This is a genomic window from Rhodanobacter sp. AS-Z3 (assembly GCF_029224025.1).
GTDB lineage: Bacteria > Pseudomonadota > Gammaproteobacteria > Xanthomonadales > Rhodanobacteraceae > Rhodanobacter.
In genome coordinates this window covers 2,388,561-2,403,778 of record NZ_CP119392.1, presented here as the reverse complement: position 1 = coordinate 2,403,778, position 15,218 = coordinate 2,388,561, and the positions used below count along the sequence as shown (strand labels likewise).

17 protein-coding genes are annotated in these 15,218 nt (G+C 62.0%); 1 reads left to right on the top strand and 16 read right to left on the bottom strand.

Features of this window, described 5'->3' with window-relative positions:
• Window positions 1-529 precede the first annotated feature (529 nt).
• The 5 genes from PY254_RS10730 to PY254_RS10710 all read right to left on the bottom strand — a co-directional run bounded on the left by PY254_RS10730 (window position 530) and on the right by PY254_RS10710 (window position 4,506).
• Window positions 530-775: a hypothetical protein gene (locus PY254_RS10730; RefSeq protein ID WP_281012036.1), complete on the bottom strand. Its 246-nt coding sequence runs from the start codon at window positions 773-775 to the stop codon at window positions 530-532.
• Complete coding sequence (locus PY254_RS10725; RefSeq protein WP_281012035.1) at window positions 772-1,452, bottom strand: hypothetical protein; 681 nt, start codon at window positions 1,450-1,452, stop codon at window positions 772-774. Before PY254_RS10725 ends, PY254_RS10730 begins: the two co-directional genes overlap by 4 nt.
• Window positions 1,449-3,884 (bottom strand): DUF927 domain-containing protein, encoded by a 2,436-nt coding sequence (locus PY254_RS10720; protein WP_281012034.1) that lies wholly within the window; start codon window positions 3,882-3,884, stop codon window positions 1,449-1,451. Before PY254_RS10720 ends, PY254_RS10725 begins: the two co-directional genes overlap by 4 nt.
• Window positions 3,881-4,207 (bottom strand): CHC2 zinc finger domain-containing protein, encoded by a 327-nt coding sequence (locus tag PY254_RS10715; protein WP_281012033.1) that lies wholly within the window; start codon window positions 4,205-4,207, stop codon window positions 3,881-3,883. The genes PY254_RS10720 and PY254_RS10715 overlap by 4 nt, the downstream gene beginning before the upstream one ends.
• Window positions 4,208-4,278: 71 nt before the next feature.
• Window positions 4,279-4,506: a helix-turn-helix transcriptional regulator gene (locus tag PY254_RS10710; RefSeq protein ID WP_281012032.1), complete on the bottom strand. Its 228-nt coding sequence runs from the start codon at window positions 4,504-4,506 to the stop codon at window positions 4,279-4,281.
• 241 nt (window positions 4,507-4,747) lie between these two features.
• On the opposite strand from PY254_RS10710, the gene PY254_RS10705 reads away from it, so the two are divergent.
• Window positions 4,748-5,856 (top strand): IS3 family transposase gene (locus PY254_RS10705; protein ID WP_281012031.1). Its coding sequence is split into 2 segments (ribosomal slippage): window positions 4,748-5,000 and window positions 5,000-5,856, totalling 1,110 coding nucleotides; the frame shifts between segments, so codons are not numbered across the junction.
• Window positions 5,857-6,168: 312 nt separating this feature from the next.
• Here PY254_RS10705 and PY254_RS10700 read toward each other — a convergent pair.
• The 11 genes from PY254_RS10700 to PY254_RS10650 form a co-directional block, all read right to left on the bottom strand.
• Window positions 6,169-7,431, bottom strand: coding sequence for a tyrosine-type recombinase/integrase (locus PY254_RS10700; protein WP_281012030.1), 1,263 nt, complete (start codon window positions 7,429-7,431; stop codon window positions 6,169-6,171).
• A 260-nt stretch (window positions 7,432-7,691) separates the two neighbouring features.
• Entirely contained in the window at window positions 7,692-8,255 is a 564-nt protein-coding gene (locus PY254_RS10695; protein ID WP_281012029.1) for a hypothetical protein, read from the bottom strand.
• Entirely contained in the window at window positions 8,248-8,568 is a 321-nt protein-coding gene (locus tag PY254_RS10690; protein WP_281012028.1) for a hypothetical protein, read from the bottom strand. Before PY254_RS10690 ends, PY254_RS10695 begins: the two co-directional genes overlap by 8 nt.
• Window positions 8,565-8,957 carry a hypothetical protein gene (locus tag PY254_RS10685; RefSeq protein WP_281012027.1) on the bottom strand — a complete coding sequence of 131 codons (393 nt, stop codon included), beginning with the start codon at window positions 8,955-8,957 and terminating at the stop codon, window positions 8,565-8,567. Before PY254_RS10685 ends, PY254_RS10690 begins: the two co-directional genes overlap by 4 nt.
• A 27-nt stretch (window positions 8,958-8,984) precedes the next feature.
• A complete protein-coding gene (locus tag PY254_RS10680; protein WP_281012026.1) occupies window positions 8,985-9,614 on the bottom strand; it encodes a glycoside hydrolase family 108 protein in 630 nt (209 codons plus the stop codon).
• A 54-nt stretch (window positions 9,615-9,668) separates the two neighbouring features.
• Complete coding sequence (locus PY254_RS10675; RefSeq protein ID WP_281012025.1) at window positions 9,669-10,280, bottom strand: SPRY domain-containing protein; 612 nt, start codon at window positions 10,278-10,280, stop codon at window positions 9,669-9,671.
• Window positions 10,277-11,089 (bottom strand): hypothetical protein, encoded by an 813-nt coding sequence (locus PY254_RS10670; protein ID WP_281012024.1) that lies wholly within the window; start codon window positions 11,087-11,089, stop codon window positions 10,277-10,279. The genes PY254_RS10675 and PY254_RS10670 overlap by 4 nt, the downstream gene beginning before the upstream one ends.
• A gap of 23 nt (window positions 11,090-11,112) precedes the next feature.
• Entirely contained in the window at window positions 11,113-13,491 is a 2,379-nt protein-coding gene (locus PY254_RS10665; RefSeq protein ID WP_281015207.1) for a hypothetical protein, read from the bottom strand.
• A gap of 250 nt (window positions 13,492-13,741) precedes the next feature.
• Complete coding sequence (locus PY254_RS10660) at window positions 13,742-13,972, bottom strand: hypothetical protein (RefSeq protein ID WP_281012023.1); 231 nt, start codon at window positions 13,970-13,972, stop codon at window positions 13,742-13,744.
• Complete coding sequence (locus PY254_RS10655) at window positions 13,972-14,394, bottom strand: hypothetical protein (RefSeq protein WP_281012022.1); 423 nt, start codon at window positions 14,392-14,394, stop codon at window positions 13,972-13,974. The genes PY254_RS10660 and PY254_RS10655 overlap by 1 nt, the downstream gene beginning before the upstream one ends.
• Complete coding sequence (locus tag PY254_RS10650) at window positions 14,385-15,200, bottom strand: phage BR0599 family protein (protein WP_345781809.1); 816 nt, start codon at window positions 15,198-15,200, stop codon at window positions 14,385-14,387. The genes PY254_RS10655 and PY254_RS10650 overlap by 10 nt, the downstream gene beginning before the upstream one ends.
• Window positions 15,201-15,218 lie beyond the last annotated feature (18 nt).

Here is a 15,218-nt window from a genome sequence, read left to right as displayed (position 1 = left end):
TGGCTGCCACTCCGCCAAAGCCAGAATTGCCAGTCACATCTCCGAGAAACTGACAGGACGCGACCATGCGAGTATCCGCGTCGCGGACGGATAATGCAGCGTTAGATGGTGTCGTCGCACAGCCGGACAAGACGAACAAAGCACACAGCAACCCCAAAGTTTCAGCAGTCCTCATAACTCCCCCTTTTTTGATCTACTGACCAGATTGTATAGGCGTACGTCGGCGGTCATCGAAAGCCGCAGGTTAGCCGCCACCTTAGCCTTTCCCTCGGCAGTACGTGGGCCAGTAGAACACCCGCCATGCCATTTGCAGCGACGCTTGCCCGGAACGCTTAGAGCTTCGCAGGGCTTGCCGTCACGGCGACGCCTGCCCCCACAGACCACGAGCAGACCGCCTAAGTCATTCGCGCGCATGAAAGGCGTCCATTAATTCGACGGTTCCGCATTGGTTCGTCCTAACTTGTTCGCGCGCACGCATGGGCGCGATGCCGGTGGCAATCGACGGTTCCGATCTCTATTTATCACTACTCTATTCCGGAAGGTCGTCAGCAGCAGACAGAATCAGGCGATCTATAACGCTGCTGAAATTGCCCCCGGCGTGGTTGCCTGTGTACGTCTCAATCACTGCCAGCGCCTCCTCGCTTGGGTAGTAGTCGATGCGTGGATATTGCCGCCGTCGCCAACGCTGCGCCTCCAACTTGCTGGCCTTGCGCCATGCCTTCCAATCGACTTCATCGCTGGCACTCACCACAGGTTGCCCAGGTTGCCACGTCATACAGTCGGCTCCTTGTCAGGCTGGAACGCTGCGCAGGCATGCCGCTGCCCTGCCCAGTACGAACCGTGGTCGCTAGTACAGGTGCCTATGCCCGCCTCGCGGTTCAATGCGTCAGCGGTGAAGTGCTGGCAATCACAGCAAGCAACAGGCGGGCGCGGAATGTATCCCCCTGCCTTGCGCACGAAACACCACGGACAGCCCAGCGCACGCGGCCAGTCTTTGACTACGGGCAGACTCTCGGCAATGTCGGGGTGAGTCCAGACCGGGCCGCACCTTTCGCAGTACATCGCCGCCGTGTCATCCAGCGGCACACGTCCGGCGTGACGCTCTGCCGTGTCATCCATCATTCGCAGGAATACCCTGCGCTGCCCGTCATCCAGCCCTAGGCACTCGGCAAGGTCGGCATCTTTCAATCGGTGAACATGGGCCGCGTCGATTACCTCAGCAGCGGCCAGTTCCAGCAGGCGCGCGCGTTCGGCTTTCAGTACATCGGATGATTGGACAGTATTGGACGGCGTTTGCGCCCGTACCTCATGGGTCTGTTTTTTGGGTGTGGCAGGTGTGGCAGGTGTGGCACTAGGCGTACCAACGGTTTGCACGCCACACGTTGCCACACCTTCCCGCGTTGGGTGTGGCAGATTCGCCGAATGCTCAGCAATGATCGCGGCCAGTGTCATAACTCGATCTCCCACAGTTTCGGCAGGATTCGATAAACACGCGCGTTTCGGTTATCCGGCAACCGTTCGGAACGGGACGCCTTGCCGTCAGGGCTTGGCAGCATGGCGTCATGCTCTATCAGCAGTCGGGCCACACTACGCGAGTCAAACCCTTTCGTGATCTCGCGTCGAAATGCTTCACCCTCCACGTAGTACTCCGGGCCATCGGGGGTGTTCTTTCGATAGCCAGCACGGTTGATGGTGCGCGGGGTTTTGTCGTCGGCATCCCATGGGGTGAAACGTGATTCGCCGTGCAACTCCAGAAACGCCCGTACCGCTGACACCATCGCCATTGGCTCCGAGTTACCTTTGGTGCCGCGTGTTGCCAGCCAATCACGAAAACACGCACGCGCTGCCAGTTCGGCTGTTTCCGGTGGCCAACCTGTCAGGCCGTGATGTGTGGCAAGTTCACCGGCTGCCGCGATCAACGCGAACCGCTGCGCCACCCTTCGCACCTGCCCGTCATTGGTGCCGGTGGCCAGTTCATCGGCCAATGCATCACGCATGCTCACCAGCAAATTACGATTGCTGGCCACGTCGGCTGTAAGCCGCTCCAGAAACGCGGGCAGTGCATGACCGTAGTGTGCCGCTGCCGCCTGTTTCAACTGGTCAGCAAAGACGCCCGGCGCGATGCCATCAGGCACGCAATCAAACAAGCCCAGTCCAGTCCCCGCATCCGCTGGCACGTCGATAAATCGCACTTCATGGCCAGCGTGAAGCGTTCCTCCGCCTTGTGCGATCAAGTCACCCAGTCCCACCTCACCCGATGACAGGAACAACAGACGCCAGCGTGCCGCCGCGCGTGCGGAACCGCTGCGATTGGCTCGACCTTTTCCCTGCCCATTGCCGAGCATGTACGCCACGGCGCCCGCATCTTTTGCGGCCAGCTCCTTGATCTCATCTAGGATCAGCAGCAGGTCAGAATGAAGCGATGCCACGCCCTCCAATGCGTTATCCGTCTGCCTCCAGGTGCGAACGTACCGCGCAGGCGGGCCAAACAGCGAACCCGCCACCTGTAGCGCCGTGGACTTGCCGACACTGGACGGGCCGCGCAGGTGAATACCGCCGCCCTCCGCCTCTGCCAGACCGAGACACGGGCCAGCGAATCCGGCAGCAACGGACAAGACAAGCCGACTATTGCCAGCACACGGCATGGCCACCTGTTCACGCCACGCTTCCAACGTGCCCGCTTGCGACAAGGCCACGCCGTCCAGCGACGCGCTTTGATAAATGACCGGCTCCGCTTCATCGTTATAGGTGAAGGTCGGCAACACGAAAGCATCGTTATGCCAGCCGGTACGCGTGACGCATCGCGCCGCCGTGTCCGGGTTCGCCCATTGAATGTAATTCAGCAGGTGCCGCCGCCGCGTGCCATCGGTGGCTATCTCCAGCCCTTGCCGTAGCAGTTCCGTGCGCAGGTCGGCGCCATCGGTCGCCATCATGGTCATAGGCATAGCCCAGCGATGCTCCAAGCGGTCGCGGTCAGTGAAAACCAACAGGCGCCCCCATTCGCTGCCGTCGCCGTCACGCGTCGTTGCTGGCACTACCAAAGGCGAACAGATCCATTCGGGTTCGCGCTCGATCTCCTCGCCGGTGTCTTTGTCGCGCGCGGTGCCGATCCAATAGACACCCGATTTACGTCCTGTCTGATTGGCCACCAGATCAAAGCGTGCCTTTGGTTTTGCCACACCTTCGTTTTTTGGTGTGGCAGCGTGTGGCGTCGCAGGAGTTGCTGCGCTTGATGCCACACCTGCCACACCTGCCACACCTGATTTTTCAGGGGGCAGCCTCAACAGCGCCAGCACGTCATCAGCCGTAGCGTTCGGATACAGCGCCAGCCAGTCCACCGCGTCGCCCTTTTCAGGCAAGCCCAGCGGCTCTACGTCGATCAACTCGACCACGCAGCCAAGTGCGTGCAGCGTGGCGGTTACGCCGTCGGCATACTCCGCGCCCGGTGCATCGTTGTCAGGCCAGATCACACAATGACGCCCTGCTAATGGCTGCCAATCCGCGCCGCTGGCGCTGGTACAACTGCCGGATGTAGTGGCCACCATGCCCAGCTTTTGCAGGGCTTTCACCTTGCCTTCGCCTTCCACGATGACAACCGGAACAGCGGGGTCAGCGGCCAGCAGCTCGGGCAGGTGATACAGCAGTTTGCCTTCGGCTGGTGCCGGTGGCTCGCCTAGAACGTAGCCGGTGCCATCGTGGAACATGGGCCGCATCCATTTGCGCCCGTCCGCATGCTTGCAGCGGATGCGCCAAAACATGGGGTCGCCGCTTGCTTCGCGGTAACAGTGCAATGCGATTGGCTTGAATCCATCACGCATAGCGCCAGCAGACAGACGGCGTGCCGCCTCTTTAGGTGTCTCGATAGATTGGGCCACGGCGTTCATCGACTCCCACCAATCAGATCACGCACAGCGGCCTTGAAGTCCAGGCCAGTACGTCGCTGGTGAAATGACACCATGTCGCCCTTGCCGCATCCGGCATAGCAACACCAGTGCCCGCGTGGGTCGGTCAGCTTCACGCCAAAGCTAGGCGTGTGATCGTCGTGGAAAGGACACAGACCCACCGCGTAGCCGTTGCCCTTCGGTGGCCCCAGCTTGGAGACGTGCTGGCCGTAGTAGGTCGCCGGATCGGGCAGACGGTCGCGCCAGTTGTCGGGGATGTGTGCCGCCGGTTTGTCGCCGTACAATGCACGCACAGAATCGAGCATTGCCGCACTTGAAGCCCTACGGTTGCTGCCGTGGGGTTTCGCGCTTCTAGGGATATGCGAGCCGGGCCGGGTCATGCCGCAGCCTCACCATCGCCCGCCATAATCTTCTGGAACTCGGCAAGGTCTGCGCGGTGATAGCGCACCATGCGTGCGCCGATCTTGCGATAGCGCGGGCCTTTGCGCAGGGCCCGCCAATTGCGCAGGGTGCGAACAGCAGTAGACAGAATGGCAGCAGCGTCCTGTTCGGTTACAAGGTCGCCCGGTTCAGTTGTCGTCGCAGGGGTGTTGCTAGGGGACATAGCGGCATCTCCGATGTTGCCCGCAGTTGTTGCGGGATTGCCGGGGATGCTCTATGGCGAATAGGTCGCTATTTACATGCGACCCTTTTTCCTTTCAGCGGTGACACGCTTCTTGAATCGGTCAAATCCGATTTGTTCCGTCACGTAGTCGGGGGCCCGTTCCCACATGTCGACTCCCCATAAACTTGGTCCAGGTATAACCAGAGGTCTCCGGGCAAACTAGCCCCTAAGGAGACCAACGATGCGCAAGAGCAAGTTCACCCAGAGCCAGATCGTCGCGACGCTGAAGCAGGTCGAAGGCGGTCGACAGGTCAAAGATGTGTGCCGAGAGCTGGGTATCTCGGACGCCACCTACTACGTCTGGAAGTCCAAGTACGGCGGCATGGAAGCGGCTGATGTTCGGCGTCTGAAGGATCTGGAAGAAGAGAACGGCCGCCTCAAGCGCATGTTCGCTGATCTGTCGCTGGAGAACATGGCGCTGAAGGACGTCATCGCAAAAAAACTATAGACCCGGCGCACAAGCGCCCGCTGATGTCGTGGCTGATGGATGTTCACGACTGGAGCGAGCGTCGGGCTTGTCAGGCGGTGGGGCTTTCTCGATCGACGGCACGCTACAAACGCCGAGTGGATCGGGACGAAGCAGTGATTGCGTTGCTGGCCGAGCTGGCTGAGCGGTTTCCGGAGCGTGGTTTCGACAAGCTGTTCCAACTGATCCGCCGTCGCGGGCTGGTTTGGAATCACAAGAGGGTGTGGCGCGTGTACTGCCTGATGCAGCTCAACCGGCGCCGCCGCGGAAAGAAGCGGTTACCCAACCGGCACCCGATGCCGTTGGTGGCCGGCGACCAGATCAACAGCAGTTGGTCGATCGACTTCATGTCCGACGCCCTGTGGGACGGGCGGCGCTTTCGTACGTTCAATGTGATCGATGATTTCAGTCGCGAAGCGCTGGCGGTCGAAGTGGATCTCAATCTACCAGCCACACGTGTCATTCGCACGCTAGAGCGCATCGCCGCCTGGCGCGGCTACCCGACCAAGCTGCGCCTGGATAACGGCCCGGAGTTCATCGCGCTGGCTCTGGCCGAATGGGCGGAACGCAAGGGCATCGCCTTGGACTTCATCGAGCCCGGCCGGCCGATGCAGAACGGCTTTATCGAACGCTTCAACGGAAGCTTCCGGCGTGGCGTGTTGGACATGCATGTCTTCCGCAATCTCACCGAAGTGCGCGAGCAGGCCGAACGATGGGTAGCTGACTACAACAACGAGATTCCCCATGACAGCCTCGACGGGCTCACGCCCGCCGAATTCCGCATTCAAAACGACCCGGCGACCTCTAATTTAGCGTGGCACTGATTTATGGGGAGTCGACACACAAATCAGGAGACTTTGCAGAGGCATTCCGCGCGAGTTGCTTTGCGATCCATTCCGTCACATCGGGTCGGCGTTCCTTGCGTGTGCCTTCCTGGCGCCTGTTGTCGCGCATCACCTTGGGGCGGGAAACACGGTGTGACTCCCCATGCTGCAATGCGTTCGCGTTCGCGAGCTCTTTCCAATAGGCACACGATTCCTGCCACTCCCGTACGGACTTCCTTTCATCGCGCAGTTCTTCACGCATACCAATCACAAGGTCAACCAATTCGGCCTTCGCCATAGCGAGCAGTCTTGTCACTTACCTTTGCTCCCGCGTCGGAGCGCGATTACGTTCCCGCCGACTTTTAAAGTATCCAAGTAGTCCGCCCATACCTGCATCATGCGTTTGCGCTCATCCAGAAACTTCGCGCGTCCGGCGTACACGCCACGCACACCCGGCATCTTGTGCGACAGCGCCGCCTCGATGGCGTCCGGGTTCCACTGGCTCATCTCGTTTAGTCGCGTGCTAGCCATGTGGCGGAAACCGTGCGCAGTCATTTCCTCGCCCGTGTAGCCAAGTCGCTGCAATGCACCGCGCACCGTGTTGTTCGACATAGGGCGATTACGGTCGCGCGCGCCGGGGAACACGTAGCGGCCCCTCCCCGTCAGTGGCTGCAACTCGCGCAGGATCGCCACCGCCTGTACCGACAGCAACACGATATGGTCTGGTGTACGCGGGTTTTCCTTCTGCGCCTTCTTTAACTTCTGCACGGATGCCGGCACGCGCCATTCACCCGCATCAAGGTCGATATGCTCCCATTCGGCTTGGCGCACTTCTCCCGGACGCTGGAACACCAGCGGCGACAGCAGCAGCGCCGCGCGCGTGACAGGTGAACCTTGATAACCGTCGATGGCCCGCAACAAGGCGGCAATATCATCAGGCTTAGTCAGTGCCGCGAAGTTCTCCACTTCCGCCCGTGGCAGCGCGTCGCGCAAGTCAGCAACGGGGTCATGCTTCGCGCGCCCCGTAGCGATGGCGTAACGAAACACAGCGCCCATGTGCTCGCGGACTCGGTGCGCAGAATCCACGGCGCCTCGCTTCACCATACGACGCAGAACATCCAGCAACTCGGGGGCGTTGTATTCCAGTTCCGCGATGGGCCGCTTACCAATGATGGGAAACACGTTGTTTTCCAGCCAAGCCGTTACGCGCTTCGCAGTTTCATCCATCCATTCCGGCGATTTCACGGCCAGCCATTCGCGCGCGACAACCTCGAACGAATTGGCTGCGCGTTCTTCGCCTGCGCGTTTCTGCGCCACCCGATGTACACCGGGGTCGATACCGTCCGCCAACAGCGCGCGGGCTTCGTCGCGCTTATCGCGTGCCTTACGCAGGCTCACGTCAGCAAAGGCGCCCAGAGATAGGGTGTTGCGCTTGCGCGTGTCCGGGCGCCGGTAATCAAAGCGCCACAAGCGCGCTCCGTCCGGCTTCACCAGTAGATACATGCCGCGTTCGTCGGCCAGCTTGTATGGCTTAGCTTGTGGCTTCGCATTCGCAACGGCGGAAGGGGTCAGCATGACGGTATCCGGATTTGGCATGTTGCCGATACCGTCAAAGCTACCGGTAGACTTGCGGTATCACAAGTGACACAGCGGGAGTACTACGGGACGTCAGACAAAGAAAAACCCCGCATTAGCGGGGTTTGCGGGGTGTTCCGGGATGTTGCGGTTAAGCGCAATGGAGGCCTAGGTCGGAATCGAACCGGCGTACGCGGATTTGCAGGGCGTTGCGGTTCTAGGCTTTTCAACCACTTGCGACAGTTGCCACCCGGTTTTTGTCACCCGTCGGGTTTGGGCGTGGTCGGCTGCGTGGCCGGTGCGGTGCAGATTAACAGGGCTTGCTGCAGGCCCGCTACCTGGGCGTCGGCTTCGGCGGCGAGTCCAACAAGATCGCCCGCACCTTGGTTTCGTAGTGCGGCGTTTGCATCAGGCTGGGCGGCGGCGCCGCCGGGCGTGGGCAGGTCAGCACGGGTGATGGAAGGGGCTGGACACGTCCACTGCTGGCGCAGGCTGATAACGCCAGCGTGCAGATCAGCAGCCACAGCGGCAGGAAGGGCTTGGGCATGGGTTTTGGCCTGTTCGTAGTGGGCGGCCACAGCGGTGATGGCGTCCGCCTGGGCGTGTTCAGCGTCGCGGGCGGCCAGCGCCGAACGGGTGGCCAGCTCGGCGAGGTGCTGCAGGGTTTGGGCGTGGTCAGCGGTGAGCTTCGCCACCTTGACGTCGCCGGCGGCTTCGCCGTTCGTTTGGCCGCGGTGGTAGGCAGTCGCCAGCGCGGCGACCAGCAGCGCTATCGCCAGCAGCGGCTTCCAGTAGGCCTTGAGCAACGCCAGTGCACTAGCCATCGGTGATACGCCTTTGTGGCTTCACGCCACCTTTGAACACGTAGCGCCACCACGGACACGGTGACTGCATGGCCATGAAGCCGGTGAGGCTGCAGCGGAAGGCCACCTCATACACCGACGCCGTGCGGGCTTCGGGCATGAACAACAGGATGGCCGCGCTGGCGGTGATGAACACCAGCAGGCCGCAGCGAAGAATGTGGCGCGTCCAGCCGACGCGACTGCGATCGGCGGGGCGACGCGTGGAGTCTTGCAGCATGGCCAGCCCGGTCAGGGCGGCTACCAGTGCCGCCAGCCAGGCGATGATGTCGATCATGGAGCACCTCCGTTCGAGCTGTTCCCCCGGTCCTGAACTTCGCGGGTCAGCCGGTTACGCGCCGCCGGCACCACGACTTGCGCGAACACGCCAAGAAAGCCGGCAATGGCCGGCGCGGACGCTTGCGCCCATTCCATATGCGGAATGCCGCCCACCATCACGGTGGCCACGGCGCTGAAAAAGGTGTACGCCAGCACCAGCAGGAACATGGTGGTGCGGCTGGTTTTGGGTGGCTGCAGGATCAGCCCGAAGGCCACCCCGGCGAACGCCATGAACAACACCGGCGCCGGCAGGCCGACGAACTCCAGCGGGCTGGTCCAGGTGGCGGCGGCGGCGGCGGTGGAATAAACGCCACCGAGGAAAGCACTGGCGCGGATTTCAATCATCATCGCGTGCCCTCGAGGTTGCCACCGGGATCATGCCGCTGTGGCCAGATAGGTCTTCGGCGTGACGATGGGCGTGGCCGGCTGGGTGACGCCCGCGCCCATGGCCATCGCGTAAGCGCGATCGATCACGCCCGTGTCGGTCAACTGGGTGCCGTCCTGTTTGCCCATCACGCGGGTGGTCCAGCCCTTGCCGAACGTGCCGAAGGTGGGCAGGCCGCGCAGGAACTGCATGCGCGCATGGCAGATGGCATCGGTCAGCGCGTTGGCGTTGTACTGGGCGCAGTAGCGCTGTACCGCGGCCAGCGTGTAGCGGCCCGGTGCGCCATCGTCAGCCACACCCACCAGGCGCTGCAACGTGCGTACCGACCGCCCCACCCCGCTGTTCACGGCGAAGTCGAACACCGCGTAATCCACGCCCACCGGCAGCGCGTCGCCAGCGCAGGTGGCCCAATAGCGCTGGCGGTAGATAGCGGCGCGCTCGGCTTCCGTGCTAAGCCGCACGCTTTGCCGAGCAAGGCGGCGCGCATCGCGGTCTTCGTCATACACGCGCTGGGTGACGCCGCACATGGTGGCGCCACCGGGATCGAGCGGGTGATCGCTGAAGCCACCCTCATAACCGAGGGTGAGCTGCAGGCTGGCGGCGAAGTTGGCGGCGGACATGCAGCCATCGTCGGGGTAGTGCTGGAAATGACTGAGGCAAAGCGTTTCTGACCTTCATGCAGCGATACCCGAATACCCTGTCGGCAATGTATATGACATCAATGCCGGGTCAAAACGCATCGTGCATTTTGCCGATACTGCATTCGTCCACGGACACGCCGCCGCGTAGATCGTCCCGGTGATGCCCGTGAACGCTGGGCTGGTTCCCTCCACCGGATCGCCAGAAATCCACACGCCATTGATGCTAATCCACATATTCCCGCTGGTTTCGTCTACCGCGAAACCGAGCACGTTTGGTGCATAAGCTCCGATTGTTACCGTCGTTATTCCGTTGTGCCTCGCGCCTAGGTTAGCCGCCCAAAACGCCCAACCGTTTGCATCCGAATATCCAAGCGACCCAGTCAGGGATGCGGATGCGTTAGCGATGCCGGCCGCCCATGTTGCAGTATTGCCAACGTTGGGCCCTGAGATAACGCATTCGAAATATTTTTTATCCGTGATGGCCTTGATGCTTCGAACAATGCCCGACGTTGCCGTGTTTCCTGTTGCAACGAGATTCCCACCGCTCAACGTGATGCTTGACGATTTGTCCGATGGGTTCAAGGTCGTGTACGCGCTAATGCTTGCGGCGGCTATCAGCGCCGCATGGTGGGCGATAGCGGTCATGCCGCACCTGCCTTCATGCTGTATTCCCACCGCGTGCCCTGATCGAACGTGGTGATCGCCAGAATCGTGTAGGCATTCGCCGCCGACTGCACCGCGGTATCGCTGCCCGTGATGGCTTTGAAGGACGCTGGCATGGCGAACGTGCGCCCACCGGTACCGTCTTGCTTGATGCGCACCATCAACGTGCGGGCCATCCCTGCAGCAGGCAGGTTGCTGAACGTGAGACTGGTGACATTGGCGGTATGTGCCAGGGTGAAGTAGTCACCCAACGAGCAGTCGATATTGACGACACCGCTGGCAATCGAAAGCCCCGACAGCACACCGCGATCGATACCCGGCGACGGCGTGGGCTGTTGCAGCGTCAGCTCGACCGGATCGGTATCAGCAAACGTGCCCGCGCTGGCTTGCAGCGATACGCCGATTTTGGCGTAGCCGGTGCCGGTGGCCACCGACGCGACCTGCCACTTTTGCCAGTTGCCCCGGGCGGCGTCTGTCACGCCCTGCACATAAACGAAGCCGCCGACGTTCAGTGATGCCCAGGCCGCCGCGATGCTGGTGGCGCCGCCGTCCACATTGTCGATATACAGCATGGTCGCCGACGCGGGCGCGGCATTGTTCCAGCGCAACTTGCCGGCACCCGGGTCCGCATCCGCCGTGGCCGATAGGTCGGCCGCAAACGGGCGTCGCAACTGCAACACGGTACCCTTTGGCAGCGCGCCAGCGGCAAGTAGCGGCAGCCCCGCATTCGCCGCGCCTTGCAACAGCGGGATCAGCTCCAGTCCGCTCAATGCGCCAACAGGCGGGCTCATTTGGGAAATTTTAGGCATAGCGGTTACCCCATCAAAATGGATTGAACGTCTTCGGTGCTGATCAGCGTGCCGTCTTCCGCTTGCAACACGGCACCAACCGCGAATTCGCGAACATGCATCTGGAAGCTGGCCAGCGCGTCGCGCACCGCTTCGAATTCCACGCGCATGATGCCGCCGGCCGTTGGCGTGTAAGTCGATGACGGCGTGCTAAGGCCGCTGTCGGTATGTACCAGCGCGCCGTTGATGTAATAACGCGCCGTGTAGGTAGTCCCCGCTTCAGGGCCGATCGCCGCCATCTCGCCATCGACAAGCTGATCGGCTTGCTGCACGCGGTCGCGGTGCACGCCGGTGAGGGTGACCGCGCCGATGACGTCGGTCGGCGAAACCAACCCGTTGACGCGGAACTGGCCTGGCGGATACGGACGGTATTGCCGCGACGCGAACGTCAGCGACAACGCGGTCGCCGACGCCAACGGCAACCGCTGGCTGCCCGTGTTGCTGAGCAGCTTGACAGCGATAACTTCGGCGGCGGCGTATTCGGCTGTGCCTCGCGCGGCCGCCGTGTCGTAGAACCATACGCGACTGCCGCCCGCATGCGATTCAGCGGCGACGGTATCAGCACACCCACGGCCGAGCGTCAGCGTCAGCGCCGTGGCGGCGATCGCATCCACCCGCACAATCTCATCGTCCCACAGCGCCGCCATGCCAACTTCCACGGCAGCAAGACGCGAACCATTGGCAAGCGTGAATGCGGTGTCACCGGGTGCAGCCGTTTCATTGATCGTCGCCACTGCGCACCAATCACCACGCGCCACCTCAACGTAGTCGCCACCGGCCGCGCTCACCATCAACGCGTAATCAATATCCGTTGCCGGGGTGGATGCGGCGCCCATCACATAGCCAATGTCCGAAGGCAATGCGGCAAGATCCGCACGCGACAGCGCACCGGCGACTTCGACGTAAGGTGCCTCGAAAACGCGCTGCAGCGGGATCACCGTGGGTATTTGCGACGGCCGGGTATCCACCCCAGACTCCACCTGCACGAAGCTGGCGGACGGCAGGCCGTAGATGTCTTGCGTCGCCTTCAGTCGAATGGCACCGGATTTCAACGTACCCGTTTGATTTTCGCCGAGGATGCACACCATGTCGGCAATGCCGCGCTTGGGTGCCTGCAGGCGGAAGTACTGATTGGGGCGCCAGTTGTAGGGCGTGCGGTTGGTGACAAGATCAAAGGCCCGCGTTGGCGTCGCGGTGGTCAGCAGGTCACGCAAAGCTACACGCGCCGCCAGGTCGGCAGTGGGTATTTCGGGATAGTCGTTGGTCTGGTGGATGGTTCCGAACGATGCTACCAATCCCAACGCACGCACCGGTGCCGTGACGATTGTTTCCTTCTTTTCTGGATCGAAGTACCGAACGCTGACGCTGTTGATCGCGTTATCCAGCAACGATGGCTGCTCCTTGAAGTCGAGGATGTCATCGTCCGTAAGAATGGGCAGGTCAGCCAACACGTAGTCGCCGCGTGCGAGGTCGAGATACCACTGGCCATCTTCCAGGCTACGGCTGAAGCTGCCGCCGATCAGCTTGCAGATGCGCTTCTCGAAATCCTCTACCGTCTCGCTCGCCGGGTCCCATTTGGGACAAATGCCGAAGCCTTCGGAAAAGAGTTTGTCCGCCGCGGCCTGAAGGCTAGCGCTGTTGATGCTGCTGGCAAGCTCTCGTCCCATCTCTTGGTTTGTGCGCGAATAATAAAGCACATGCGCCGGGTTGATTGCCTGCAAGAATGCGCCCCGGCGACTCACCCGAAGGGACAAGCCGCCTCGATTTTCGTTGACCGCATAGTCATCGAAATTCAACCGATAGTACGTACTTCCGGAAAAGATTCCCGCCGGCTGCGTCACTGCATAAGCGTGGGCGGCGGCGGCCGTCGAAAAATAATGCGTGGCGCTGTAACCGGGATCATCCAGATATCGAAGGATGGTCCCATTATCCGTCGTCATCGAAACGCCGCACGTCCACGACCGCCCACCGTTATGGTCGTCGGTGGCCCACCGTGACCATGCTGCGTACGTTCCATCAATCACGCTAAGTACAAGTTGATCCGCGACAGAAAAACCGCCGATCTCGATGTACGCGCCACCAGTCGTGCCTGGGCCAATGACGACATTGCCCGCCATTGCCAATTCCGAAATCAGAACAACATCCGACGGGGTGCCGCTAGACGGCGCCATGATGATCGGTGCCTTGTCCGGATACCAACACCCGTCATCCCACCCGTTCAAAATCTGCCGGATCTTGTAACTCGGCTTCTGCGGGTACGGGTTCATGGCGCCGTAGCGGCCGCCGGTGAATGCCACGGTGCTGAAGCCGCGCCATGCCGCCGTCTGGTTGCCCAAGGTCGACACCAGGTAAGGGTTGGGCACCTGCGTGGGCTCGCCGAACATCACGTCGAGGTTGCCGACGATGCCGCCCTGGTCTTTTTCGCCACCCCACAAATTGGGTGCGTTGACGTTGATGGTGCCGCTGGCGGTCAGCTCGCCTTGCCACGCGGTTTTGTCGCCGCCGCGATATTCGAGGAAAGCGTCGATGGGTCCGATGGTGAGGCCGTGGTGATAGGCCACGTGGTACCAGAAGCCAATGGTGGGTTTGCTGCCCTTACCCATGTTGCGTGTGCTCCTGCGCTTCGCACTTTTCCGCCCACGCGACCAGCGCGATGGCGAAGCCGTTACCGGTGGCCAGCAGTTTGTCGGCGGCGATGCCGTTGGCGACGAAGTCGCGCCAGTCAAGGCCAAGCGCTACCGACTGGCGGCGGGCGCCGTCGCGGCAGAAACCGGCGCGGCGGCTGAAGCCGGGGCAAGTGAACAAGTGGCGGGTCGTGACGATCATCACTTGCCCCCGCTGGCTTTGATCGGATCGCGGCCGACGATCTTCCACGCCAGCAGGAATTCGTCATCGATCCAATGCGTTCCCCAGAAGCGCATGACCGACTGGCCGTCTTCGGTGGTTGGGCCGGATTGCTCCGTCGGCTTAGTGTTTTCCGCTTTGGGGCGCATAGCGTAGGATACTGCCGCAGCAACCAGCATCACGATCAGGTAGACCACCCACCAGATCACGCTGTGCTGTTCGGTCACCGGCGCCGGATGCAGCGCGGCGATGCCCAGGTGCACCATCTGGCCAACCACGACCAGCGCGGCAAGGCACAGCACGGCGATATGCGCCTGCTGGCCGGCGTGGGTGTCCATCCACCAGTAGCGCAGGCGCCACGACCACACGTTGCAGCGATGACGGCCGCGCAGTATCAGCCCCATGACATGGAATCTCCGGTGGGGTTTTTGACGGGCTTGTAGATGGCGCCGCCGTAATGCAACTCGGGGTTGGCGAAACGCACCGCGCACGCCGCCCAGGTCTGCTCGCACGCCGGCCGCGCCACCACGGCCAGACCAATGGCCAGATCCACCGCGCCGGACAGCAGGCCGATGGATGTGCCGCTGTGCGACATGATGGAAAGCCGCTCCACCAGCCCATCGGTGCGCGTCCATTCCACCCAGCCGCCGGCCAGCGACAGCGGCGACGTGCCGAACTCCGCCGCGGTCAGCGTGAGGCCGCTCGCGGCGGTCAGCGTGGCCGTTACTTCGAACGCGGCCGGGTCCAGGCCACAACCGCGCGGGCCGGTGGAGTACACGGTTTTGTAGCAGCCTTTCTGCCACTTCGGCCCCTGCTGCAGCGCCAGCGCAATGGCTGTGCTGGGCTCGCAGGTGAGCGTAAGCTCAACATCGGTGAAGGCAGGCTGGCTGACCATGCCCATCCACTCGACCACCGGTGGATCCGTATCGCCGATGTGGGCGGACAGGCAGATAACGCGCACGGTGTCGCTGGGTGTGTAGGGGTGCCAGTTGTCGCCGAGCGCCTGCGTCACCGGGAAGGTGGTGGCGCCGGGGTCACGCAGGTAGGCGATGGTGACCTGCACCTTGTCCTTGGCGCGCTCAACCGTTTGCTTGATTTCGCTGCGGTCGATCTGCGCGGCAAGGTAGGTGAAGCCGCCGATGGTGAGGTCTTGCGGCGCATTGCAGAAACGCCACACCAGCCCCTGGCGCTCGAAGCGGAACAGCCGCACCGGGCGACCAAGGAAACG